General features: G+C 63.9%; 20 protein-coding genes and 2 tRNA genes. 3 read left to right on the plus strand and 19 right to left on the minus strand.

The window, feature by feature from the left end; translation table 11 throughout:
- Positions 1-47: 47 nt before the first annotated feature.
- The 9 genes from V8V93_RS07835 to V8V93_RS07875 all read right to left on the minus strand — a co-directional run bounded on the left by V8V93_RS07835 (position 48) and on the right by V8V93_RS07875 (position 9,248).
- On the minus strand, positions 48-1,484 hold the full coding sequence (locus V8V93_RS07835; RefSeq protein WP_338669807.1) for a M48 family metalloprotease: 1,437 nt from the start codon (positions 1,482-1,484) through the stop codon (positions 48-50).
- Between the two features lie 320 nt (positions 1,485-1,804).
- Complete coding sequence (gene rho / locus V8V93_RS07840) at positions 1,805-3,022, minus strand: transcription termination factor Rho (protein ID WP_338670170.1); 1,218 nt, start codon at positions 3,020-3,022, stop codon at positions 1,805-1,807.
- A 427-nt stretch (positions 3,023-3,449) separates the two neighbouring features.
- Positions 3,450-3,965, minus strand: coding sequence for a CarD family transcriptional regulator (locus tag V8V93_RS07845; protein ID WP_338669808.1), 516 nt, complete (start codon positions 3,963-3,965; stop codon positions 3,450-3,452).
- Between the two features lie 82 nt (positions 3,966-4,047).
- Positions 4,048-4,665, minus strand: coding sequence for an aminoacyl-tRNA hydrolase (gene pth / locus V8V93_RS07850; protein WP_338669809.1), 618 nt, complete (start codon positions 4,663-4,665; stop codon positions 4,048-4,050).
- Between the two features lie 133 nt (positions 4,666-4,798).
- The gene (locus V8V93_RS07855; RefSeq protein WP_338669810.1) at positions 4,799-5,440 is read right to left on the minus strand and encodes a 50S ribosomal protein L25; all 642 of its coding nucleotides are present in this window, start codon (positions 5,438-5,440) and stop codon (positions 4,799-4,801) included.
- A 96-nt stretch (positions 5,441-5,536) separates the two neighbouring features.
- Positions 5,537-6,475 carry a ribose-phosphate diphosphokinase gene (locus V8V93_RS07860; protein ID WP_338669811.1) on the minus strand — a complete coding sequence of 313 codons (939 nt, stop codon included), beginning with the start codon at positions 6,473-6,475 and terminating at the stop codon, positions 5,537-5,539.
- A gap of 33 nt (positions 6,476-6,508) precedes the next feature.
- Positions 6,509-6,583: transfer RNA gene (locus V8V93_RS07865), tRNA-Gln, on the minus strand.
- A gap of 329 nt (positions 6,584-6,912) precedes the next feature.
- The gene (ispE, locus tag V8V93_RS07870) at positions 6,913-7,779 is read right to left on the minus strand and encodes a 4-(cytidine 5'-diphospho)-2-C-methyl-D-erythritol kinase (protein ID WP_338669812.1); all 867 of its coding nucleotides are present in this window, start codon (positions 7,777-7,779) and stop codon (positions 6,913-6,915) included.
- A 50-nt stretch (positions 7,780-7,829) separates the two neighbouring features.
- Positions 7,830-9,248, minus strand: coding sequence for a Do family serine endopeptidase (locus tag V8V93_RS07875; protein WP_338669813.1), 1,419 nt, complete (start codon positions 9,246-9,248; stop codon positions 7,830-7,832).
- A gap of 386 nt (positions 9,249-9,634) precedes the next feature.
- Here V8V93_RS07875 and V8V93_RS07880 point away from each other — a divergent pair.
- Positions 9,635-9,711: transfer RNA gene (locus tag V8V93_RS07880), tRNA-Arg, on the plus strand.
- Between the two features lie 106 nt (positions 9,712-9,817).
- Here the strand turns inward: V8V93_RS07880 and V8V93_RS07885 are convergent.
- Complete coding sequence (locus V8V93_RS07885) at positions 9,818-10,663, minus strand: DUF169 domain-containing protein (RefSeq protein ID WP_338669814.1); 846 nt, start codon at positions 10,661-10,663, stop codon at positions 9,818-9,820.
- Between the two features lie 135 nt (positions 10,664-10,798).
- Here V8V93_RS07885 and V8V93_RS07890 point away from each other — a divergent pair, with 135 nt between their 5' ends.
- Positions 10,799-11,686 carry a LysR family transcriptional regulator gene (locus tag V8V93_RS07890; protein ID WP_338669815.1) on the plus strand — a complete coding sequence of 296 codons (888 nt, stop codon included), beginning with the start codon at positions 10,799-10,801 and terminating at the stop codon, positions 11,684-11,686.
- 36 nt (positions 11,687-11,722) lie between these two features.
- On the opposite strand, the gene V8V93_RS07895 is transcribed toward V8V93_RS07890, so the two are convergent.
- The 6 genes from V8V93_RS07895 to V8V93_RS07920 form a co-directional block, all read right to left on the minus strand.
- On the minus strand, positions 11,723-14,290 hold the full coding sequence (locus V8V93_RS07895) for a PAS domain S-box protein (RefSeq protein WP_338669816.1): 2,568 nt from the start codon (positions 14,288-14,290) through the stop codon (positions 11,723-11,725).
- A gap of 111 nt (positions 14,291-14,401) precedes the next feature.
- The gene (locus V8V93_RS07900; protein WP_338669817.1) at positions 14,402-16,054 is read right to left on the minus strand and encodes a DEAD/DEAH box helicase; all 1,653 of its coding nucleotides are present in this window, start codon (positions 16,052-16,054) and stop codon (positions 14,402-14,404) included.
- 201 nt (positions 16,055-16,255) lie between these two features.
- The gene (gene infA / locus V8V93_RS07905) at positions 16,256-16,474 is read right to left on the minus strand and encodes a translation initiation factor IF-1 (protein ID WP_066806036.1); all 219 of its coding nucleotides are present in this window, start codon (positions 16,472-16,474) and stop codon (positions 16,256-16,258) included.
- 95 nt (positions 16,475-16,569) lie between these two features.
- On the minus strand, positions 16,570-16,833 hold the full coding sequence (locus V8V93_RS07910) for an RNA recognition motif domain-containing protein (RefSeq protein WP_207263022.1): 264 nt from the start codon (positions 16,831-16,833) through the stop codon (positions 16,570-16,572).
- 238 nt (positions 16,834-17,071) lie between these two features.
- On the minus strand, positions 17,072-18,937 hold the full coding sequence (locus V8V93_RS07915; RefSeq protein ID WP_338669818.1) for a sialidase family protein: 1,866 nt from the start codon (positions 18,935-18,937) through the stop codon (positions 17,072-17,074).
- Between the two features lie 10 nt (positions 18,938-18,947).
- Positions 18,948-20,237 carry a phenylacetate--CoA ligase family protein gene (locus V8V93_RS07920; protein WP_338669819.1) on the minus strand — a complete coding sequence of 430 codons (1,290 nt, stop codon included), beginning with the start codon at positions 20,235-20,237 and terminating at the stop codon, positions 18,948-18,950.
- Between the two features lie 131 nt (positions 20,238-20,368).
- Between V8V93_RS07920 and V8V93_RS07925 the strand changes: the two genes are divergently transcribed.
- Entirely contained in the window at positions 20,369-21,151 is a 783-nt protein-coding gene (locus V8V93_RS07925; protein ID WP_338669820.1) for a prepilin peptidase, read from the plus strand.
- 111 nt (positions 21,152-21,262) lie between these two features.
- Here V8V93_RS07925 and V8V93_RS07930 read toward each other — a convergent pair whose 3' ends face one another.
- From V8V93_RS07930 to V8V93_RS07940, 3 genes are all read right to left on the minus strand, one after another.
- Entirely contained in the window at positions 21,263-22,072 is an 810-nt protein-coding gene (locus tag V8V93_RS07930) for a BON domain-containing protein (RefSeq protein WP_338669821.1), read from the minus strand.
- A gap of 223 nt (positions 22,073-22,295) precedes the next feature.
- Positions 22,296-23,888 (minus strand): ArnT family glycosyltransferase, encoded by a 1,593-nt coding sequence (locus V8V93_RS07935; protein ID WP_338669822.1) that lies wholly within the window; start codon positions 23,886-23,888, stop codon positions 22,296-22,298.
- Between the two features lie 165 nt (positions 23,889-24,053).
- Positions 24,054-24,563, minus strand: a complete 510-nt coding sequence (locus V8V93_RS07940) for a class I SAM-dependent methyltransferase (protein ID WP_338669823.1) — start codon at positions 24,561-24,563, stop codon at positions 24,054-24,056.
- Positions 24,564-24,764: the final 201 nt, after the last annotated feature.

The raw sequence follows: 24,764 nt of genomic DNA on the forward strand, positions 1-24,764 counted from the left end.
GAAAAAAATGCAACCTACGCCAAAACACCCCTGTACACAAGGGTTGGCTACTTTCTGATTTCGGCGCGGGCCTTGATGGTGTCTTCGAGCTCCCTGACCCGGTCCTTCTGTTCCTGGGTCTGAGCCAGGTCCCGGGCCCGCTGCATGTACTCCCTGGCCTTGCCCAGGCGCATGGAATAGACCCCGGCGTAGGCCAGGTGCAGGTTGCCCCCGAATGTGTCGCCGGATTCGCCCAGGATCATGCCCAGATGTTGGTGGACTTCCCAGTCCTCGGGCACCAGCTCGTTGACCTTGCGCATGTTCCTGGCCGCCTCGGCGTACTGCTTGGCCTCGGCCTGGAGCCGGGCCAGGTAGAACAGGGCCATGGCGTCGTCCTTGTCCATGATGGCCGCCTTCTGCAACAGCGCCGCGGCGCGGTCGGCCTGCCCGGCCTTGAAAAAGAAGATGCCCGCTTCGCGGACCACCAGGGGGTCGTCCTTGGCCAGGGACAGGGCCTTTTCGAAGGCCGCCTGGGCCTCGTCGATGCGCTTCAGGCGCTCCAGGGTGATGCCCCGTCCCACATAGTCCATGGGCTTGTATTCGCTTTCCTCCTTGTCGTCCCAATAGGCCAGCGCCGTGTTGGCCGGAGACATGCGCGCCCGGATGAGCACCTGGACCCGATTCAGCCGGGTGTTGTCATCCTTGCGTTCCAGAAACGACTTGGGCATGCGCGCGATGCGGTCGTTGAGGTAGGTGATGCGGTCTTCGGTGCCGGGGTGGGTGGACAGGTAGCTCGGCATGTTCGAGCTGTTGTCGTACCACTTGTTCTTGAGCATGATCTGGAAGGTCTGGGGCAATCCCTCGGGGTTATACCCGGCCTTGACCAGGGAGTTGAGGCCCACGTGGTCGGCCTCGCGCTCGTCCTCCTGGGAGTAGTGCAGCATGGCGGCCGTGGCCACGCCCTGAGAACCGAGCACCAGCGCCTGGCCCGCCTGGGCCGCGTTGCCCCCGCCGCCGGCCACACCCAGCAACAGCCCGGCCAGCATGCCCGCCGTGGACAGCAGGGTGATCTTCTTCTGCTTCTCGATGCGGCTGACCACGTGCCGCTGGGAAACGTGCGCCAGCTCGTGCGCGATGACCCCGGCCAGTTGCGATTCGGTGGTCACGGACTGGATCAGCCCCGTGAAGACGTAGATATACCCGCCGGGGATGGCGAAGGCGTTGATCAGCGGATTGGCGATGACCGCGCTCTTGACGTGGAACGGCATGGGCCGCTTGCCCGTGACCACACGGGCGACCACCCCGGCCACGTAGTCCGTGATGTAGGTGTCCCCGACCATGTTCTGCTGGGCGCGGATGATCTGGTCGAAGTCGTGACCCATCTTGTTCTCGTCGCGCAGGGTCATCTTGCCGCCGAACAGGTCGGCGCGCGCGGTCACGGCCGGGGCCAGGACCAGCAATACGGCGGCCAACAGGGCCGGGAATATGGCGAGCGGAAAGCGCATGACGACATAGTAACCATTTGCCCGCCCAAAGCAACCACCGGCCGATTGTTGCACAAGATGCGCAGGAGAAGGATGCCTCCGGCGGCCGGGAGAAGGGGAGAGGGGGAGCCTTTTCTTCAAAGGGTTCCCCTCTCCCCTTTTCCCGGACCCCCATTCCCTCTCCCTTCCTAAACTTTTTATGGCCACTTCGCGGTTTAGCCCAATAAAAAAGCCCCGGCTCAGCACTGAGTCGGGGCTTATTTTGCCTCTTTGGAGCGATTCGGGTGCGCAGCACCCGACAGCGGCTCTTCTCTTCAGCCGCCATATCGGAAGCCGTCTACCTACTTGCTCATCGAATCCAGGAAGTCTTTGTTGTTCTTGGTGCCCTTCATCTTGCCCCGGAGAAATTCCATGGAATCGATGGAGTTCATGGGGGAGAGGAGCTTGCGCAGGATCCAGACGCGGTTGAGCACGTCCTCTTCCAGGAGCAGCTCTTCCTTGCGGGTGCCGGAGCGGTTGATGTCGATGGCCGGGTAGATGCGCTTGTCGGACAGGTGGCGGTCCAGGTAGAGTTCCATGTTGCCGGTGCCCTTGAACTCCTCGAAGATGACCTCGTCCATGCGCGAACCGGTGTCGATGAGCGCGGTGGAGATGATCGTCAGGGAGCCGCCTTCCTCGATGTTGCGGGCCGCGCCGAAGAAGCGCTTGGGCCGTTGCAGGGCGTTGGCGTCGATACCGCCGGAGAGCACGCGGCCCGAGGACGGGGTGACCGCGTTGTAGGCCCGGCCGAGCCGGGTGATGGAGTCGAGCAGGATGACCACGTCGCGCTTGCGCTCGACCAGCCGCTTGGCCTTTTCGATGACCATCTCGGCCACCTGCACGTGGCGGGTCGGGGGCTCGTCGAAGGTGGAGGAGACCACCTCGGCCTTGACCGTGCGCTGCATGTCGGTCACTTCTTCGGGCCGCTCGTCGATGAGCAGGACGATGAGGTCCACCTCGGGGTGGTTGGCGTTGATGGAGTTGGCGATGGTCTGGAGCATGATGGTCTTGCCGGTGCGGGGCGGGGCCACGATCACGCCGCGCTGGCCCTTGCCGATGGGCGCGAGCAGGTCGATGATCCGGGCGGAATAGTTGGTCGCACCGTTTTCGAGCCGGAGCTGCTCCTCGGGATAGAGGGGCGTCAGGTTGTCGAACAGGACCAGGTTCTTGGAGTGCTGCGGATCCTCAAAGCCGATCTCGGACACGCGCAGCAGGGCGAAATAGCGCTCCCCCTCCTTGGGCGGGCGGATCTGGCCCGAAACCACGTCACCCTTGCGCAGGCCGAAGCGGCGTATCTGCGAGGGGGAGACGTAGATGTCGTCCGGGCCGGCCATGTAGCTGTACATGGGCGAGCGCAGGAATCCGAAGCCGTCGGGCAGGATTTCCAGTACGCCCTCGCCGAATATCTGGCCGTTCTGCGAGGCGCACTGTTGCAGCAGGGCGAAGATGAGCTCCTGCTTGCGCATGGTGCTCGGGTTCTCCACCTCGAAGGACATGGCCAGATCGGTCAGGTCCTGCATGGATTTTTGTTTGAGTTCGGTGAGGTTCAGGCTGCCGCCGTTGCCGTTTTGTTCGGGCACGGCCTTGGGGGTCTTTTTGCGGGTGGTCTTTTTGGGGGCGCCTTTGCCTTTGCCTTCTGAGTCAGTCTTTTTAGTGACCATGTTTGGAAATTCTTGTTGAGGGTTACGGAATTATGTCAACTCGGACAATGGGATACGGTAATATTGTGCGGGGTGGCCGCCGTGGCGGGCAACAAACGCGGGATGTCGCGGGTGAACCTTTCCGGCCGGACGGTTCGGGTGTGAGGAAACGGGAGCATACCTCTCGTTGAAGTTGCGCTAACAGCCTCGGGACGTCTCAAAAACCAAGTGGGAGTGGGGTGATCTGAAAGCCGCGGTGCGGCACAAAGAGGCAGTTACCTCAAACGGTGGACCTTGACAAGCCCTGCTAGTCGTTTTTCTCCTGCGCGGCGATGACGTCGGCGAACATCTCGTTGATGTCCTCCTTGATGACCTCCTGGTCGCGGTCCAGCGAGTAGGCCAGTTCCATGGAGACCAGCCCCATGGCCTGCTCCAGCAGGCGGCGTTCGCCGAACGAGAGTTCCTTGTCCTTGCCGATGAGGAAGAGCTCCTTGAGGACGTAGGCCACGTCGGCCAGGTCACCGCTCTTGAGCTTCTCGGAATATTCGCGGTAGCGCCGGTTCCAGTTTTGGCCGGTGTAGCCGGTGAATCCGGTGCGGTCCTTGAGGGATTCGAAGATGCTCTGGCCGACTTCGGCCGGGCACACGGAGCGCAGGCCCACGTTTTCGGCGTTGGCTACGGGGACCATGAGGGTCACGTTGTTGCTCAAGATCCGGACTATGTAAAAATCGGCCTTGACGCCGCCGATCTCCTGGGATTCGACACGCTCAACGCGTCCCACGCCCTGGGAGGGATACACAACCAATTCGTCGACCTTGAACACTTGGACCTCAGTTCTTGAAAAGACTACAATTTTACATGCGACAGAAAGACATTATACCGAAAAGGCCGGGAGGAGTCCACGATTACTCCGATTCTTCTTCCCGGAGGGAAAAGGCGTTGACGTGCTGCTGGGCAAAGCCTATGCCGCGCCGGAAAAAAATGTCCAGCCCCTTGGCGGCATGGCCGATGATTTCGGGCAGGGCCGCCTTCGCCCGTTCGTCAAATGGTTCCAGGACCCAGTCGGTGATGGGCTTGTACGGGTCCTCGGGGCGTCCGATGCCCAGCCGCAGCCGGTTGTAATCCGGGGTGCCGAGCCGCTCCTGGATGGACTTGAGCCCGTTGTGGCCGTTGTCCCCGCCGCCGCGCTTGAACTTCATCCTGCCCACGGGCAGGTCCAATTCGTCGTGGACCACCACCAGGTCTACAGGCTCGATGCCGTGGCGGCCGCAGACGCGGGCCACGGCCTTGCCGGACAGGTTCATGTATGTCAGGGGCTTGACCAGGAGCCGATAGGCCCCGGCGAACTTGCACCGCCACAGGTCGTAGTCGCCGGATTCCTCGATCTTTTCAAGCCGCATGGACTTGCGGTCATTCGCCAGGTGCAGGAGATGGTCCACCAGCATGAACCCGACATTGTGCCGGGTGTCCTCGTATTCGGGACCGGGGTTGCCCAGCCCCACTATGGCGCCTTTGAAATCCATGAGTCGGGTCCATTCTCCGCGTGGCGGCCACGCGCTGCGAAAGGGAGTCTATCAGTCTCTTCGCCGGGAAGCAAAAAAAAATCCCGGAGCACGACATCGCGCTCCGGGATGTGGTGTCGTTGACGATGCCGGGCTATTCGGCCTCGGACTCTTCGGCTTCCTCGGCGGCAGCCTCGACGCCCTCTTCGGCCCCTTCGTCCTCTCCCTCTTCCTGCATGGCAGTGATGGACAGGACGGCGTAGTTTTCATCAAAGACCGGGGTGACGCCTTCGGGGAAGGTGACGTCCTCGATGTGGACGTGATCCATGATGTCCATGTCGGTGATGTCGATGACGATGGACTCGGGGATGTCCATGGGCTTGCAGATGACCTCAATGTGGTCGCGGTACTGCTCGAGCACACCGCCGAGCTTGACGCCCTTGGAGGAGCCGACGAGCTCGAAGTGGACGGCGACCTTGATTTCCTTGGTCAGGTCCACGCCGAAGAAGTCCACGTGTTCGGGCACGCCCTTGACCGGCTCGTTGCGCACGCGCCACAGCATGGCGGGCATGGTTTCGGTCTTGCCGCCGCGCTCCAGGACCAGTTCAAAGACCTGGGAGTTGCCGACGGCGGCGTAAGCCTTCTGCAGGGGGACCATCTCCACCTTGACCGGGATGTTGGCGCCCTTGGCGTCGTAGTAGATGCCGGGGACCATGCCGGTGGCACGGAGGCGGCGGTTGGGGCCTTTGCCCAACTCGGTCCGTTCCTGGACGTTCAGTTTCAGCAGTTCTGCCATGAGAGTTTCTCCTTGTTACGCCCTGGCCGTCCACCATGGACGGACGCTCGCGCTTTAAATGGTTGCGGCGGCCTCGAAGGCCCCCGTTTACGTTCCTTATACGAACAATACGGACACGGAGGATTCCGTGTGCACGTTGTTGATGGCTTTTGCCAGCAGGGAGGCCACGGAGCGGACCTTGAGCTTGCTGCACTGGTCCTGCTTTTCGCCCAGGGGGATGGTGTCGGTGACGACCACCTCGGAGAAGGCGGACTCTTCCAGCCGTTGGCAGGCCGGGCCGGACAGGACCGGGTGCGTGGCGCAGGCCATGACGTCTTTGGCCCCGTTCTCCATGATCACGTTGGCCGCCGCACACATGGTGCCCGCGGTGTCGATCATGTCGTCGATGACCACGGCCACCTTGCCCTTGACGTCGCCGATGATGTGCATGGCCTTGGCCTGGTTGGGCGCGTCGCGGCGTTTGTCCACGATGGCCAGGGTGGCGCCGAGGCGTTTGGCGTAGGCACGGGCCCGTTCCACGCCGCCCGCGTCCGGGGAGATGATGACGAAGTCGTCGTTCCGGTCGCGCAACTGCTCAATGAGCACGGGCGCGGCGAACAGGTTGTCCACCGGGCAGTTGAAGAAGCCCTGGATCTGGCCGGCGTGCAGATCGATGGTCACCAGCCGCTGCATGCCCGCGGTGGACAGGAGGTCGGCCACGAGCTTGGCGGAGATGGGCGCGCGGGGCACGACCTTGCGATCCTGACGCGCGTAGCCGAAGTAGGGGACCACGGCGGTCACGCGGGAGGCGCTGGCGCGCTTGAGCGCGTCGAGCATCAGGCACAACTCCATGAGGTGGAAGTTGACCGGGGAACAGGTGGGCTGGACGACAAAGACGTCGTCGCCCCGGACGTTCTCGCCGATCTCGATGCGGATTTCGCCGTCGGAAAACCGTTCCCGGAGGACCGGGGACGCCTTGGTGCCGAGATGCTCGCAAATGGCTTCGGCCAGTTTCGGACTCGAGGATCCGCTGATGATCTTCAATTCGCCGTGCATGAGACTACCCTCTGTGCGATCTTTTTTAATTTTTGGCTGGGGCGGGAGGACTCGAACCCCCGAATGTCAGGACCAAAACCTGATGTCTTACCACTTGACGACGCCCCAGCAAAAAATATCGATAAGCGGCCGATCGCTGCGTTGCTGCGCAAAATCCGGACCCTTGCGTATTGGGATACGCGGCGGTCCCGAATTTTGCTTGCGCCTTGCGCTCGACCACTTCTCGACATTTTTTGTCCCTGCTCCGTTCGGGGGAGCGCCGTCTCGGCTGCCCGCTTTGCGGGCGGCCATCGTCGGCTGGGGCTGTCGGTAAGCGGCTGGCGCTTGCTTGACCTTTCGACTTGGCCCTTTCGGGGGTCGCTTCGGGTGGTGGCTCCCGGCGCTTGGCGGCGGGGGCGGCGACGTCGAGTGGTCCGGCCCTTAACCGGTTTCGTGCCCTAAGGGCAGTCCACCTGGAAAATTTCAATTCCCTGTTTTTCGAGAGCCTGGACTGCGGACGTGGCAGAACCCCTGTCCCGGTAGATGCCGAACAGGGAGGCTCCCGAGCCGCTCATCGCAGCGTGCTCGGCCCCGTGAGCGAGAAGTGTTTGCTTGATATCCCGGAGGGATGGGTGCTTCTCGAAGACGATGGACTCGAAGTCGTTCGTCATCTCCCGGGGCGAAACGGGAGAAGGATTCTTAGTATCCCCCCAGTCGGATGTCAAGGATTCTTGGGGACCTGCCGCCGCGTATTTCTCGTCCCAGGCGCGGAAGGCCCAGGCTGTGTTCACGTGGATGTCCGGGCAGGCAAGGACCAGGGTCGCGCCGGACAGGTCCACCTCGGCCGGGGTGAGCTCCTCGCCGATGCCGCCTGCCCAGGCCGGTCCGTCCAAAAGAAAGAAGGGCACGTCCGCGCCGAGCTGCGCGGCCAGGGCGATCATGGTCTGCAGGGGCAGCCCCTTGCCGCCGGCCTCCCGGTTGAGCCACTTGAGCAGGGCGGCCGCGTCGGAACTGCCGCCGCCCAGGCCGCCGCCCATAGGGATGCGCTTGGTCAGAGCCACGAAGATGCCGGGCCGGAAGCCGGTGGCCTCGCCGAACGTTTTCCAAGCCTTGTACAGGATGTTGGAGGTGGTCTCCAACTCCGGGCGTTCGGCGCAACGGATGTAGAAGTCGTCGTCCGGGCTGGGCATGACCTCAATGAGGTCGCAAGGCAGGGGGACCGGATAGAAGAGGGTGCGCAGCTCGTGGTAGCCGTCGTCCCGCAGGCCGAGGATTTCAAGGTGCAGGTTGATCTTGGCCGGGGCGATGAGGGTGGCTGCTTGCATGGGTATAAAAAAAGGGGGCTCCCTGCGGAGCCCCCCGGTTGATTGGTGTCTTACTTGTTGTCCAGGGGCAGGGCAACGAAGCTGTTGCGTCCCTGGCGCTTGACCAGGAGCATGACCGCGCCGCGCTTTTCGGCGTTCTTGATGACGCCGTTCAGGTCGGCCACGGAGTTCACGTCCTTCTGGTTGGCCTGGAGGATGACGTCGCCCTGTCGGATGCCTTCCTCGCCGGCCGCGGTGTTGGGATCGACGTTGACCACGAGCAGACCCTGGGCCTTGTCCAGTCCCAGCGCCTGGGCTTCCTGGTCGGAGATCGGCTTGAGCGCCATGCCGAGCACGGTGGCGGCCTGTCCCTGATCCTGGTGGTCCGGGGTCATGGCGGCCATGGCCTTTTCATTGCGCTGGCCCAGGGTGACGGTCCGGGTCACCTTTTCGCCGTTACGCCACAACACGAGGTTTGCCTCGTCGCCGGGGGCGAGGCCCGCGATCTTCTTGAGCAGGTCGTTGTTGTCCCCGACCTTCTTGCCGTTGACCTCAAGGATCACGTCGCCCTGCTTGACGCCGCCCTTGTCGGCGGGAGCGCCCTTGCCCACGGAGGCGACCAGCGCGCCGGTGGGTTCGGCCAGGCCCAGGGCCTTGGCCTGGTTCTCGCTGACCTGCTGGATGGTCACGCCGAGCCAGCCGCGCTGGGGCGTCTTGCCTTCCTTGAGCAGGGCGATGACCTTGGCGGCCTGGGTGGACGGGATGGCGAAGCCGATGTTCTCGGCCGCGGCGTTGATGGCCGTGTTGATGCCGATGACCTCGCCGTCCATGTCAAGAAGCGGACCGCCGGAGTTGCCGGGGTTGATGGACGCGTCGGTCTGCAGGAAGTTGTCGAACGGGCCGGCGCCGATGATCCGGTGCTTGGCGGAGATGATGCCCGCGGTGACCGTATTGTCCAGGCCGAAGGGGTTGCCGATGGCCAGCACCCATTCGCCCACCTTGATGTTGTCGGAGTTGCCGAACTTCAGGGTCGCCAGGGGATGGTCGGCCTTGATGCGGATGACGGCCAGGTCGGTTTCCTGGTCGGCGCCCACGACCGTGGCCGGGTATTCCTTCTTGTCGTCCTGGAAGCGCACGGTCACCTTGTCCGCGCCGTTGATGACGTGGTTGTTGGTGACGATGAGCCCGTCGGGGGAAATGACGAAGCCGGAGCCCTGACCGAGCATCTTGCGCGGCTGCTGCCCCTGCGGGCCGAAGAACTGGTCGAACCGCTTGAAGAACTCGTGGAACGGGTGCCCTTCGGGGACCTGCTGCCGGAATTGCTCCATGCTCGGGGCCTTAGTTGTTTTTTCCGTGGAAATGAAGACCACGGCCTTGCCCGCCTTGGCGGCCAGCTCCGTGAACACGGGCAGGTCGCGCGCCTGTGCAATAACCGGCACAGACAGCACAAGGGTCAGTACAAGGATGAGAAGTTTAGCCTTACGATTCATATTTGCCTCCATACAGGATGCGGAAAACAGGATGGCGGCTCGCACCGCCTTCCCCACATATAGCCTTTTTTTCCCCGTTGTAAATAGTGTGCCCGAATTTGCACACTCATTTCCCGCGCCCGGTCCCGTCCAGGCTGCCGGTTCCGCCCACAGCCTGGGCGGACGCCCGGAACATATCTATATGTAAATACCCGGAAAAGCGGGAGGGCCCCGGAGCGGCCGCGGGAAACCGGCTAACCGGATGCGGTTTCGGCTCTCGCCCGCAGGCTGTCGACCCGCGGCCTTTACCGCCCGAAACACGGGCATCGGGCCCTCCTGCGAGACGAAAGACTTGCCTTTTCACCCGCCATTGGCTAGGAACGATTCCCCGGCACCTGCCGGAACGTGCCCCCATAGCTCAGGTGGATAGAGCACAGGATTCCTAATCCTGGTGCCGCGTGTTCGAATCGCGCTGGGGGCACCAAGAAGACAAAAACCCGCTTTCGTGAGAAAGCGGGTTTTTCGTTTCGGGGGGTGGCCAATCCGCAGGCCGGAGGGTGAAGGGACAGGACTGCGGCCGCAAAGGCCGATCAGTTGCTTTCGCTCCAGGCCTTTGCACTGCGCTCGACCTTCTTGCGTACGCCCTTCCAGTCGGTCTCGTGCGTGAACATGGATTCGGGCAGGGCGGCGAGCATCTTTTCGTAGAGCTCCAGAGAAACCGTGAAGGTCAGTTCGTCGGTCTTCATGAACTTCCTGGCCGAGGGGTCGAAACCGCCGATGACCGCTTTTTCCAGTCCCTTGCCCTTGTAGTAGAGGGGCCAGGAGATCATGTTGGTGCAGCCCGCGCCGAAGGGCGAGACCACGCAGTCCATGTCGCCTGTGGTGAACACCGCCTGGGTGAAGAGGCCGCTCAGCACCTCGGGACGGGCAAAGAAGATGATGAATTCGGGCTCCTCGCCGTCGGCGAAAAGGGACAGCGGCTTGAAGATGCAATACTTGGCCGGCGCCTCGCGGGGATTCACCTCAAGCATGAACTTCCGCATGGCGTCGGGGTTCGGCATGTATCGTTCGCCCTGCAGGGGGGTGCCCTCGTACCCGGTGGACACGTAGTGCTCGATGAACCTGAGATGGGGCTTCATCATCGAACAGTAGTACACGCCGCCGAGGCAGCCGTATTCCTCCGAGGAGATGAAGGCGGCTCCCTTCTTTTTTCTGGCCAGCCAGACGTTGCCCATGACGCAGGAGAACGACTTCATGACCTCCTGCATGTCCAGCTCTCCCTTGTCCTCCTGCTCGCGCGAGATAGGCGTGCCTTTTCTCGGCCCGTAGGCGTTCTCCGGCAGGGTGTCGGAGTAGTAGACTCCGAAGGGCTCCTCCCCCAGGCCGAGATATTCCAGGAAGGTGGCGGTGCCTTCGAATATGGATTGCTTCGTCATGTCTTTCTCCTTTGGTCGATCGTTGTTAGCCCTCAAGATGGCGATCTTGTTGCCTTTGGATTTCTCTTTTCATAGCATGCTCGTGGATTAAATAAATGGGGCAAAAAGAAAAACTCTTTTCCATGGATGAGCATAATGAGACAGGAATTCCTGAATGACGTGCCGCTGTTGGTGGAGGTGGCCCGGCAAAAGAGCTTCACCAAGGCTGCGGAAGTCCTCGGCATGGGCGTCTCGACGCTGTCCAGGCGCATCAAGCTGCTGGAAGAGCGGATGGGGGTCCTGCTTTTTTATCGGGACACGCGCAACGTCGAACCGACCGACAACGGCGCGTACTTGCTGGACCGGTGCGGATTTGCCCTGGACGAAGTGCACAACGCCTATGATGCCGTCATGATGAACATGCAGAAGCCGTCAGGGCTGATCCGGATCTGCATGTTCCTGGACCTGTATGACGACAGGCACTTCAAAGACGCGTTGCTGGATTTTGCCGCGACGTGGCCGGACATCCAGATCGACCTGACCATTGTGGAGCATCCGGTGGATATGCGCACCGATCCGTATGATGTGGCCTTTCTCATCGGGCCGTCCATCGCACCGTCCCTGGTCGCCAGGAAACTCCTGACCATCGAGCCGTTCCTGTATGCCTCGCCCCGGCTGCTGGAGCGGTACCCCATGCCGCAGGAGCCCGGCGACCTGCACGGCCTGCCCTGCATCGTGCTCCAGCGTTTCGGCAACCGCTGGCCCATGCATGACGGCAAGCGCCAGGTAACGGTTGAGGTGCAGCCCCGCTACAGCTTCGGTTCCGTGGAGATGTGCCGCGAGTTCGCCCTGGCCGGGCACGGGGTGGCCCTGCTCAAGAAGGAGAAAGCCGAGCCGGACGAGACGGCGGGCCGCCTGGTCCGCGTGCTGCCCGGCTGGAGCGGCGGGTTTGTGCACGACGTGTATCTGGTGACGGGCTCCAATCAGCTCCCGCAGCGGGTTCGGCTGTTCGTGGACCACGTCTTGCCCAGCCTCGGGCGGTGACCGTGCCGGTCGGGACCTCGCCGGGGGCCTCGCCGTCTAGCCGGGGCAGGTGTTGCCGTCCGCCGGGACCGTGGGCAGGGTGAAGGTGAAGACGCTGCCCTGGCCCAGCGCGGATTCCACGCGGATGATGCCGCCGTAGTGTTCGACGATCTCCTTGCAGATGGCCAGGCCCAGGCCGGTGCCCTGTTCCACGTTGCGCACCGTGTCGCCCAGGCGGGATTTGTGGAACTTCTCGAAGATGTAGCCGATCTCGTCCTCCGGGATGCCCGAGCCGGTGTCGCTGACGGATACGGTCAGCAGACCGTCCTGTTCGCGCATGGTCACGGTGACGCGACCCTGCCTGGTGAACTTGTGGGCGTTGTTCAGCAGGTTGATGAGCAACTGCTTGATCTTGTCGGGGTCGGCGTGGATGCGCCGGGCGGTGTCGGTCAGGACCGTGTCCAGCTCCACGCTCTTGGAGGCGTCGAAGCCGCCGGAGGCCGAGGCCACGGCGTCACGGATGATCTCTGCCGGGTTGAGAATTTCGTCGTTCCAGCACGCCTTGCCCGATTCGATGCGGTTGATGTCCAGGAAGTCGTTGATCAGCCTGGTCAGGCGCTCGCCCTCGGTGTCGATGATCTGCAGGTTGCCCTGGATACGCGACCCCTTGGCGGACAGTTTGTCGCCCTCGGCCAGGGGGATGAAATACCGGCTGAAGTCTTTGGCACAGAGCTTGGCGAACCCCCGGATGGAGGTCAGCGGGGTACGCAGTTCGTGGGAGACCGACGAGACCATGGACGACTTGATCTCGTCCAGGGTCATCAGCCGCCGGTTGGCCTCCTCAAGCTCGGCCTTGCGGGCCTCTATCTCGGCGGTGCGCTGTTCGACCTTGTCCTCCAGGTCCTCGTTGAGCCGGGTCAGGGCCTCCTCGATGGTCTTGCGTTCGATGGCCATGGCCACCTGCTCGGACACGGCGGTCAGGAAGGTGGCGGCTTCTCCCGAATACCGTCTCGGGTTTTCGTAGTCCTGTACGACCATGGCTCCAACCACTCGGTCGCCCTGCCTGAGCGGCACGCCCAGCCATGCGGCCGGCGGGGTGCCGATGACCCCGATGGAGGCCATCCGGGACTCGGCGTCGGGGTCGGCCTGGGAGAGGTGCAGCGGCGCGGCGGTACGGAAGACATGGATGGTCAGGCTGCTCTGTCCCGGATCGCTGATGTTGGGGATGTCGAAATAGTCGTCCATCTCGTCCTGGAAGTAGACGAAGCGGAGTATGTCCCTCTCCTCGTCCCGCATGGCGATGAAGAAGTTCTTGGCCTCGATGACCTCGCCGATGATGGCGTGGATGGTCTGGTACAGCTCCCGGAGGTCGCGGGTGGTGTTGACCGCCGTGGAGATGGCATACAGGGCGTGGGTGGTGCGCTCGTTGAACTTGCGCTGGGTGATGTCCGTATGCGACCCGGATATCCTGTATACCTTGCCGTTCTCGTCCCTGCTGCTGCCGCCCCGGCCGAGAATCCAGCGGATGGAGCCGTCCTTGTGTATCTGGCGGAACTCCACCTGGAACTGCTCGACCTTGCCGTCGATGCAATCCTTGTTGGCGGCCAGGGCCTTTTCGCGGTCATCCGGGTGCAGGCTGTTCAGCCATGAGTCCATGTGGTTGGGGAACTCTTCCTCGGTGTAGCCGAGGATCTCCCGGTATCGGGGGGAGTAGAAGCACTCGTTGCTGCCCAGGTACCAGTCCCAGAGGCCGTCGTTGGCGCCGCGGGCCATGAGTTGGTAGCGCTCCTCACTCTTGCGCAGGGCACGCAGGGTCTCGTCGCGCTCGGTGACGTCGATGAGGGAGCAGACCCGGTCATCCGTGCCGGGGACGTTGCGCACGAACAGGTGGATGCGCCTGTGCTTGCCGTCCTTGGTCAGGAAATTGAATTCGTAGTCGGTGGGCGGGTCGCCGATCCTTTTCTCGCGGTACTCCTGGTAGCGGGTCATGCGTTCCCGCTCGTCGAGGGGCACGAAATCCATCCAGCTCATCTTGCCCTCTATGTCCTCGCGCATGCAGCCGGAAATGAGGCAGAACTGCGAGTTGCAGCTCTTGATGACCGCGTCCCGGCCCAGCAGGACCATGGCTGTGCCGGTGGTCTCGAACAGGGTGCGGTAATGGCTCTCGCTCTTGCGCAGGGCGTCCTCCACCATGCGGATTTCGGACACGTCGATGACCACGCCGCGTACCCCGATGATCTCCCCATCTTGCCGCATGGGCTGTGAATAGACCTTGACGGGCAGGGTGGTGCCGTCCCTGCGCACGGCCTTGTATTCCTCTTGCTCGAAGTCCTGGCCGGACAGGAGCCGGGCGAGGTTGTGGCGGACGCGGTGGATGGAGTCGCGGTGGATGATGTCCGGCAGGGTGAGCCCGCCCCGGAGATCGGCCTCGCTGTAGCCGAAGCTTTCGAGGGCGTAGCGATTGGCGAAACGGAAGGTCCCTTCCAGGTCCATTTCGAAAATGAACAGCGGGAGTTCGTCGGCATCGGGCGGTCCGGCCTCGCCGTGTCCGTGGTCAAGCCGGGCGCGGAGGCCGTCCAGCTCCGCTATGAGCTCTGCCTTGGTCTTGCGTTCATCGCCAGTCATCGGTTCTCCTGGGGGGCTTGCCCAAGATATCGGGGAGCAGGAAAAGAAGCAATTATTAAACGCCGTCCCGCCAGGGAAAAATGGATATTCCCTGACGGGACGTCGGTCCGGCTAGCGTCCCTGTTTGGGCTTGTAGCGCTGCTTGTAGGGCGGCTTGCCTCCCGGTCTTCCGTTCTTCTTGGGGAACCGGCCCGGCGGCTTGCGCCGCGATTCGTCCCTGGCGACGACGGGGGCGCCTTCCCGGCTGTTGACCGCGTTCACGACCTTGTCCGCCTCGGCGGCCGGGACCGTGAAGGTGGTCCGCTCGCCCTGGACCCGGACGTGCTGAATGGCCCACGGCTTGATGCGCGCGGCGGTGGCGATGAAGTCCACGAACCGTTTGGGGTTCATGCCGTGGGCGCGGCCCAGTGCGCAGACCAGGTCGGCGCGGCCCCGCCCGCCGGGCCCCACGGCGTCGATGCGGCGGTAGCCGGACTCCATCAGTTCCTCGCCGAAGGTGTTTCGAAGCAGGGCGGCGACCACCTGTTCGGCGGGGCGGTCGCGGAGCAGTTCTCCGGCCATGGCCAGATAGGCGCTGTGCCCTTCGGCTTCCAGGATGTCGTTGAGCTCGGCCACCACCTTGCGCTTCTTGGAGTGGATGACGTCCTCGATGCGCGGCAGGGGCTCCTTGGCAATCTCGATGCCGGAGCTCTTGGAGATGTACATGAGCTTGCGGAACTCGCTCGGCGTGATCAGGGTGATGGCCACGCCTTCCTTGCCCGCCCGGCCCGTGCGCCCGGTTCGGTGCACGAAGGTCTGCGGGTCCTGGGGCAGGGCGAAGTTGACCACGTGGGTCAGGTCAGGCACGTCGATGCCGCGCGCGGCCACGTCCGTAGCCACCAGGATGGTCGCCTTGCGTTTGCGGAAGCCGTTCAGGATTTTTTCGCGCTGGGCCTGGTTCAGGTCGCCGTGGATGGGCTCGGCCGGATAGCCTCGCTGGGTCAGCCGGGCGGCCACCTGGTCGGCGTCGGCTCTGGTGCGCACGAAGACCAGGCCATAGAAGTCCGGCCGGGCATCGATGACCCGGCACAGGGCCTCGAAGCGGTCAGAGTCGGCCATCTCGTGGAAGACCTGGCGGGTCAGGGGCGCGTCCGAGGTCTCGGGTTTGACCGTGACCACGTCGAAGTCGCCCATGAACTCCTTGGCGATGGCCATGACTTCGCGGGCCATGGTCGCGGAGAACATGAGGGTGCGCCGGTCCTCGTTGGCCGAGGCCAGGATGGCGCGCACGTCGTCCACGAAACCCATGTTGCACATCTCGTCAGCCTCGTCGAGAATGAAGTAGTTCAACGCATCGATCTTCAAGGAGCCGCGCTCCAGGTGGTCCATGATCCGGCCGGGCGTGCCCACGACCACGTCCACGCCGCGTTTGAGCGCCTTGAGCTGCATGTGGATGGCCTGGCCACCGTACACGGGGAGCACGCGGATGCGCTTGCCGCCCTTGAGGGAGTCGATCTCCTCGGCCACCTGGATGGCCAACTCGCGGGTGGGGGCCAGAATGAGCGACTGGACGCGGTGCGCGCCCTCCTCGGCCGCCTCGATGACGGGCAGGCCGAAGGCCGCGGTCTTGCCCGTGCCGGTCTGGGCCTGGCCCACGATGTCCCGACTGCCCGAGAGCAGCTTCGGGATGGTCAGGGCCTGGATGGGGGTGGGGGCGGTGAACCCCTTGGATTCCAGGGCGTCCAGGGTTGATCCCGAAAGCCCCAGTTCCTTGAAACTGGTCATGATTTGCCTTTGGTAAAAAGTAAAAACGGAAAATACGGTTCCACCGGACAGCACACCATATGAAAACGGCACAGTCGCGCCCGCGCCTGCGTCGAGGTCTCGAAGAGGGAGAAGGAGGTGGGGTCCGGGGGAAGGGGAAGGGGGGAAGACCTCGCATGGAACTCCTCGCTTTCCCTTCCCCCGGCCGCCGGGAGGCGGCGGTTACCTGGGACGGAAGGTGATGCGGCCCCGGGTGAGATCGTAGGGGGAGAGTTCCACGGTTACGGTGTCGCCGGGCATGACGCGGATGCGGAACTTGCGCATCTTGCCGGAGATGTGGGCGAGCACGGTGTGGCCGTTTTCGAGTTCAACGCGGAACATGGCGTTGGGCAGGGCTTCTTCGACTACGCCCTGGACGACGATTCCTTCTTCTTTAGCCATATACTTCTTTACCTCTTGTTGCAGGCGACGGGAAAAGCCCGCCCCGGGGCGGGGCGGGCTGGCTTATGTCTTTAACTAACGACGGGCGACCGGCGCTACCAGCGCGGACGCTCGGGACGCGGACGGGCTTCGTTGACCTTGATGTTGCGGCCGCCGAAGTCGGAGCCGTCCAGGCTTTCAATGGCGGCAAGGGCCCCCTGGTCTTCCATTTCGACAAAACCGAAGCCGCGGGGACGGCCGGTTTCGCGATCGTTGATCAGTTTGACGGAAATGACCTCCCCAAAGGTCTCAAACGCTGCGCGTACATCCTCTTCCGTGGCGCTCCAGGGCAGGTTGCCCACATAGATATTCTTAGCCATTACGTACCAAACTCCGAAAAAATAGTGAAATAAAACGGCGAACAACGCCTGGTGAAAGGAGATCGAGGAAGCGTAGGCGCGCAAGCCTTGCAGAACCTGAAGCCATTCCACCCTTGTCGGTGCGGACCGGCCGAAACCGGCTGCGTCCCCGTGGACGCCACCGACTACTGTAGTAGAGGCCCTTACGTGGGGGCAGGGGTATTCGTCAAGGAAAAAATGATTTGAACAGGAATATCTCCTAGATAATCGCCTTCATATCCGAAAAGATCCGATCCGGATCATACAGGCCGGGGTGCTCCTCGGCCAGGGCCTCCATGGTCTCGAAGTAGGCGTCCCATCCGGTCACCTCGGCCACTTTCTTCTTGTCCACGAAGATCTTGAAGGTGGTCCCCTCGGGGCACTTGGTCAGGTTGAGCTCAAGCACGCCCTCTCCGGTCATCTCGGTCCAGAAGGCGGACCAGGAGGAGCGGTCGCCCTCGGTCTTCTTGTACTTTTCGAAATAGGCCTCGAAAATCCTCTCGATGTCGGCGCGTTCCATGTTTCCCGTCCTTGGTTGCGGTGCGCGGGGGTTGAAGTCCTCCGGATAAAAACGGGTTCCGGCGATATGCGCGGTCTTCAGCGGTTCGTAGCCGGGCTCCCCGGCCCCGCCGTGGTGGTAGGCGCTGAAGAAGCTCCCGTCCGCGAGCCGCGTCCATCCGGAATACCCGAAATCCGGGGCCGCCGCGTGCCGGTCGTTGCGAAGCTCCAGGACGTGGTCCCGGACCCAGGCGTCGGGCCGGCCGTCCCCGGCGGTCCAGTTCCAAGCATACACCCGGTCATAGGCGGGTTCAAGAACGTTCAGGGAAATTCGTCGCCAGGTGCAGTCGACCGCGTTGTCCTCGAAGGGGTAGGGCGCGCCGAACATGACCGGCCGGGTCTCGGCGTGGTCCGGGTCCACCTCGACCGCGGCTCGCCGCTCGCCATTGACGAAGGCCGTCACTCTCCCGGCCGCGTACTCGAAGCGCAGCCGGTTGAACCGCCCGCGCGGCAGGGGGACGGCCTGTGCGCCCGCCGCGTCCGGGAGCATCCGGTCCGGGGCCAGACGCCACCAGCAGCCCACGCGTACGGCGCAGCCGTTGGGCCCGGCCTCGTCCATCCGGACGTCTGCCGTGAGGTCCAGGCGCGCGCTGCGCGGATCGGTCATGGGCCGCAGGGCGTAGCGTACCACGGCTGCGGGTCCCGCGCCGTTTCGGATGCGCATGCCGTCATGGGTGAACGTCGGGTTGGCCGGGTCGGCGGCGCGGCCGTGGACCCGGAATCCCGAGGCCAGCTCCTCGGCCGTGCCGAGCCATGCGCAGGTGCCCCAGTCCGGGCCGGTGTTGCGGTAGGTGACCAGCAGCCGCCCGTCGTCGAGCAGCCCCATGGTCGGGCGGTGTCCCATGAGCGCGGCGGGCGCGGGGCGCGACCAGGTGGCCCCGCCGTCGTCGCTGTGGACCAGGTACATGGGCTCGAACACGAAGCTGTTTTCGCGCAGCAGGGCCAGGATGCGGCCGGACGGCAGCTGGGTCATGGAGGCCTCGCACAGGACCAGGTTGCGCTCGGCGGCCATGACGGACAGGCGCGTCCAGGCGCGTCCATGATTCGTGGAGCGGAAGACGACCTGCTCGGTGGGCGGCTGGCGGATGGCCGGGTGCTCCTCGCCGCCTACGTGCCGGTGCCCGGCGGTCAGCCAGCTCCCGTCATCCAGGGCCAGGATGCGGTCGTGCATGTCGTGGGTCAGTCCCTCGGCGGTAAAGGGCAGCCAGGTGCGGCCGTTATCAAGGCTCTCGAAAAAGATTCGCGAGCTGTCGGACAGGACGATGGTCCCGTCCGGGAACAATTTCAGGCGGGGGCTGTGGCTGCGCGGGGAATCGGGATAGACGGGCGCGGACCAGGTCGCCCCGTTGTCGCGGCTGGTCTTGACCACGAGCACCCGGCGGTTGGGGCGAACGTGCCGGTCCGCCTCGTTGTAGGCGACGATCAGCGTGCCGTCCTGCGCCCGGATCACGTCCGGGAAGGCCAGGTAGTTCCCCTCCCTGCGGTCGATGACCACATGGCGGTCCGATCGTTCCGACAGGCTGGGCATGGGGGAGCGGCTACTCTTCCCCGCGCGAGTCTTCCACTCGCTTGGTCTTGGAGAAACTGCGGGGCAGCTCGCCGGGACCGAGGATGGTCACCTCGCCGCGCACCAGGATGTTCTTGCGGATTTCGTCGGCCAGGGCTCTGGCCAGCCCTTCGTCGTTCCCGGACGCTGCGCCGGGCGCGCGTTCCACGTGCACGGCCATGTGGTCCAGCCCGTCCTTGCGGCTGAGGAAAATGCGGTACTCGGCGGACAGCTCCTTGAAGTGTTCGAGCACGGAGCCGATCTGGCCGGGGTAGATGTTCACGCCCCGGAAGATGAACATGTCGTCGGACCGGCCCAGGATCTTGTCCACGCGCGGCATGGTCACTCCGCAGGCGCATTGGCCCGGGATGAGCCGGGTCAGGTCGTGGGTCCGGTAGCGGATGAGCGGGGAGGCCTCCTTCCTCAACGAAGTGACGACCATCTCGCCAACCTCGCCGGGGGCCACGGGTTCGAGCGTCTCGGGGTCGATGATCTCGGTGATGTACATGTCCGCCCAGTAGTGGATGCCGTCGTGGGCCTCGCACTCCAGGCCGGTGCCGGGGCCGTACAGCTCGGTCATGCCGATGATGTCGAAGCTGTCCTCCAGCCCCAGGGCCTCCTCGAACTGGCGGCGCATCTTGGGGGTGTGGGTCTCGGAGCCGAAGATCGCCTTCTTCAGGCTGATCCTGTCGGCCAGCCCCTGTTTCTGGACCTCTTCGCCCATGAGCAGAGCCATGGAGGCCGTGGAGCACATGCAGGTGGACTTGAGGTCGGTGAGCATCTGGAGCTGGATTTCCAAAAGCCCCGGCCCCACGGGCAGGGCCATGGCCCCGAACCGTTCGCAGCCGAGCTGGAAGCCCGCGCCAGCGGTCCACAGCCCGTAGCCCACGCAGATCTGGACCCGGTCCTCGCGGGTCAGCCCGGCCATCTCGTAGCAGCGGGCGAACATGTCCTTCCAGACGTCGACGTCGTTTTGGGTATAGGCCAGGATCTTGCGCTTGCCCGTGGTTCCGCTGGAGCCGTGGATGCGGACCACGTCCCTTTCGGGCACGGACAGCAGCGGCATGGGGTAGCCGTCCTTGAGGTCTTCGGCCGTGGTGAAGGGGAGCCTGCGCAGATCGTCCAGGGAGGCGATGTCGCCCGGCTCCACGCCCTGTTCCTTCAGGCGGGCCTGGTAGAAGGGGCTGTTGGCGTAGGTGTGGCCCACGGTCCATTTCAGCCCTTCGAGCTGGATGTCGGCGATCTGTTCCTCGGTCAAAGTCGGTATGAAACGGTGGTCCATCTGGGGCTCCCTTGATGCGTATACGGCGGCGCTTCCCTTGTGCCGGGAGGGGAAATCCGGTAGCCTGCAAAGTGTTGCGCCAGCGGTATTCATGCAGCAAAAGCCGCGAATCTTCAAGCCCCAAGGACGTTATGGACATCATCCCCACCTGGGCCTTCTACCTCGCCGCCGCCGTGGCCGGACTCGAACTCGGCGGCCTGGCCACCATCTTCATCCAGCGCTGGATCGACGAGGAGCCCATCTGCAAGCCGGGCGGCTCCCGGTGCCCCGAGTGCAATGCCAAGCTCTCCTTCCGGGACACCATCCCGCTGGTCAGCTTCCTGCTCCTCAAGGGGCGCTGCCGCCACTGCGGCGCGGCCATCGGCCCGCAATACCTGCTGGTGGAGCTGTCCTGCCTGGCCTGGGCTCTGGCCTCGGCCTACACCTACGGATTGTCCCCGGAGTGGGGCGTGTACCTGGTGCTCGGGGTCATGCTCATCGCGGGCAGCTTCATCGACTTCGAGACTTTCCTGCTGCCCGACCGCATCACCTTGGGCGGTACGGCCGTGGCCCTGGCGGCCAGCTTCGTGCTCAGGGAAGGCCCCACCTGGCAGGACGCCCTGCTCGGCGCGGCCGTGGGTGCGGGGTTGTTCTGGGTCCTGCAGCAGCTCTACCGGCTGTGGCGCAAGCAGGAGGGGCTGGGCACCGGCGACGTCAAGCTCATGGCCATGATCGGGGCCATCACCGGCCTGGCCGGACTGCCCCTGACCATCCTGGTGGGCAGCGTGACCGGGGCGCTCGGCTCGATCTACTACATGCTCCGTCCGGGCAAGGGCGGCATCCGGGGCCGCGTCCCCTACGGCCCGTTCCTCAGCCTCGGCTGCATGCTCTACCTGCTCTATGGTCCGGAAATCATGCGCTGGTGGCACTCCTAGCCGGCCCGGCATCTCCGTTTGCTTCCCTGAAACCGGCCCATGAAAAACCGCCCGTGTCGGTCGGGCGGTTTTTCGGGGAAGGGCCTGCGGTCGTCCTGGAGGGTGGGAGGATCACCGTCCCCTGTCGGGGTTGGAGACCGCCAGCACCGGGTGTGCTTCCGGCTTCGGCTTTCTTTCGACCTTGGGCCTGGTTTTCTTGGGTTTGGTCTTGGGCGGCGGCGGGATCTCCCTGGGCGGCGCCGGGGACGGCTCGGGCGCGGGGGCCAACTGGGCGCTCATGATCTGCGGCTCGGGCCCGGCGTTCTCCTGGTGGTAGAGGTAGGAGACCACCCGATTCACTCCCTTCACGCTCATGGCGTGGGCCACGATGCGGTCACGTTCCTCTTTGTCGTGGATGACCCCCAGAAGGACGATGTCCCCTTGGACGATCTGGACCTCGACGGGGGTGCTGGTAACCTCGAAATCGGCCATGAGCTGCGTGCGCAGTTCGGCGTAGGTGGCCTGGTCCCTGAAGAAGGTGTTGTCCGCATTTTCGTCGTGCAGGTACAGCCGGCTGATGATCTGACGCTTGCCCTCGACCTTGTCCATGCATTGGTAGATGGTCTTGAGCTGCTCCTGGGAGTCGTACTCTCCCACCAGGTAGAGTTTGCCGAAATAGCAGTAGGTGTGGATCTGGTCCGCCCGGATGTCCTTGTTCTTGTAGAGCTCGGCCTGGGCGTGGCCCGCCACGATGGCGTCGAGCATCTGCTGCTCGGTGGTCCGCTCGTCCATGGCCGTCGCATACACGGACTGCCCGCTGCCGATGAGCGACGAGACGTAGGCGGGCGCACCGGGTATGAGCCCGATGCCGAACGGCACCATGGAGCACCCCGGTAACAGGAAAATGAAGGAAACTACCAACAACAACTTGAGTCTGAACATTTTCGCCGTCCCCCCCAATTAAAGTGTTCAGGCTCCACCCTGGACAGAGAACAGCAAGAAGCCTGCCACCGGGGGAATGGCGGCGGGCGCAAACCGGCATAGCCCTTGGGAGGCCAAAGGAATTGCAATAACGGTACGTTGCGGTGGGGAAAACGAGTGTCTAAAAAACGTGGATTATCCACGCGCAGAGGGGGCGCGTATCCAGGAAAAATGGACCGGGGGGCTAGAACCTGCCGGAGTGGCGGGGCCAGTACCCGGTGAACCCCTTGCAGACGATGATGGTGAACTTGCGTCCTTTCCCGCCCTTGAAGGAGGAGCTGTAGAAGATGGGCTCGCTGACGTACTCGAACATCTTGTTCAGCTCGGGCACGGGGCTTTTGCGGAACCGTTTGCGGACCATGACCGCACCCCAGCCGAGCTTGTCCTTGCCCGGCGCGGGCCAGAGGTCGTACTGGTTCATGCGTCGGTCTTCGCTCCAGGTGCAGAAAGTGAAGGGCTGCCCCTTGAGGTAGAAGGCCAGTTCCGAGGTGAACCCGTAGTTGTCGGACATGGCGAAGACTCGGGACGGGTCGTCGAACTCGGTGTTGATGACGTCGTCCACCTTGCGGCCCAGGTCGGCCCAGCCCTTGAGCCGGAGGGTGATGTTCATGGAATCCGGGAGCGGCAGGAGCGGGGAGACGAAGATGGTCAGGGCCAGGATCGCGGTCACGCCGGCCATGATGGCCCGTCCGCGCGTCTTGCGGGCGGGGGCGTCCCACCACGCCTTGAAGGCCAGGCCCGCCAGGATCGCGGCCGTGCCGAAGGCTGCGGCGGTCCAGTTGGCCTCCACTTTGGAGAAGAGCGCCTTGAAGGTGATGATGCCCCACAGGGGCCAGAAGAAGAGCACGGACAGCAGGTCGCGCCGGTAGCCTGCGTCGAACCGGCCCACCGGGCCGACCCATGCCTTGCGCACCGCGGCCGGGGTGGCCGCGAGGATGAACCAGAACCACCACGGCGCGAGCAGGCCGATCTGCGCGCCGAGCATCTCGAAGAACGGGCCGATGCGGTCGGGCAGCCAGTCGCTGCCGCCCACGCCCGAGGTCAGCTTGGCCACGTGCTTGTAGGCCACCCAGCCGTTGTCCATGTTCCAGATGACGATGGGCGCGAGCCCGGCGGCCGAGCCGATGACCCCGGCGATGAGGAAGCGCGCCCAGAAGCGTTTGGGCAGTTGCCCCCGGAACTGCAGGATGACCGCGTAGATCAGGGCCACGGCCAGGAAGGTGAGCATCATGTACTTGGCCAGGATGCCCACGGCCATGCACAGGCCCAGGATGATGAAGGGGAGGTTGGACACCGGACGGTCCGGGTCGTGGCGCGTGGCCGCGGCCAGGGCGAAGAAGGCCACGGTCCAGAAGAAGATCAGCGGGCAGTCCGTGGTGGCCAGGATGCCCAGTCCGTTGAGCAGGGGCATGGTCGCGGCCGCGAAGAGCACGAACACGGCCAGCCGGTGCTCCCGCCAGACGCGCGACACCCCGACGTAGAGCGCGGCCTGGATGCCGGTCATGCCCAGGATGGACCCGAAACGCACGCCCAGCTCGGTGTTCCCGAACACCCAAGTCCACAGGCTGATGATCCAGGCGATGAGCGGCCCTTTGGAATAATAGGACAATTGCGGCCGTCTGATCCAATCCCAATACTGCGCCTCGTCCTGCACCAGGTTCAACTGGCCCGAGGCCACGAACCAGTAGCGCACCAGAAAGGACGCGAGGATGATGAAAAAGGCGAGGACATCCAGCCGGGGTGAGTATGTATCGCGGGGCGTGGTCATGACCGGCATGAAGTATATTATTCGGCGGAAGGTGGCAAGTTGAGGGTGCGGGGGGCGGCTGTCGGAAGCCTGTTCCGAGCGCGGGGTACCAAGTCGCTGTCGGGCGCTGTGCACCCGAGTCGCTCCAAAGGGAAAAGAAAGATGGTTTTTGGCCTGGTATCGAGATGAAAGGTTTTACCGCGCCTGGAAACAGATGAGGTTGGCATGGCCGGTGTCCAGGGTCGAGGCGTGGCGGAAGCCGTGGGGCTCCACCATGGCGCGGACGTCGCCCTCGGCGAGGCGGGAGTGGAGCGGCGGGCCGAAATTCGCTTCGACCTTTTTGCATTCGAGCACGGCCAGGGTGCCGTCGGCCCGCAGGACGCGGTGGAATTCGCGGAACATTTCGGGCGCGCGGTCGCGGACCATCTTGATGTGCAGGACCGTGGACAGGAAGATCGCGTCCACGGAGTGCGGGTCGATGGGCAGGGTGTCGGTGATGTCCCCGGCAAAGGCGGTGATGGGGGCCTCGCCGGGCCGGGCGGGCAGTGCATTCAGTGCGTCCGTGGACAGGGCGATGTTGTCCACGGCGATGACCCGGCCTGCCTCGCCGAGCAGGCGCGCGGCGTACAGGGAGTATTCCCCGGCCCCGCACCCGGCATCGAGGAAGACCTGTCCGGGTTCAAGCCCAAGATGCGCAAAGACCATAGCTGGCTCCTGCAACCAGAAGCTGGTCGGGCCATACCCCTTGCGGGATGTCTCGTCCGTTTGCGGCGATGTCGTGTTACTCATTTAACTAAGGTAATATCGAGCGGATACAACGTCAATCACCTGAGCCCGCCCCCCCCGCGCAGCGGCTATAAAAAGTTTAGGAAAGGAGAGGGGATGGGCGGGGGGAAGGAGAGGGAC

The organism is Pseudodesulfovibrio sp. 5S69 (assembly GCF_037094465.1).
GTDB classification, from domain to species: domain Bacteria; phylum Desulfobacterota; class Desulfovibrionia; order Desulfovibrionales; family Desulfovibrionaceae; genus Pseudodesulfovibrio; species Pseudodesulfovibrio methanolicus.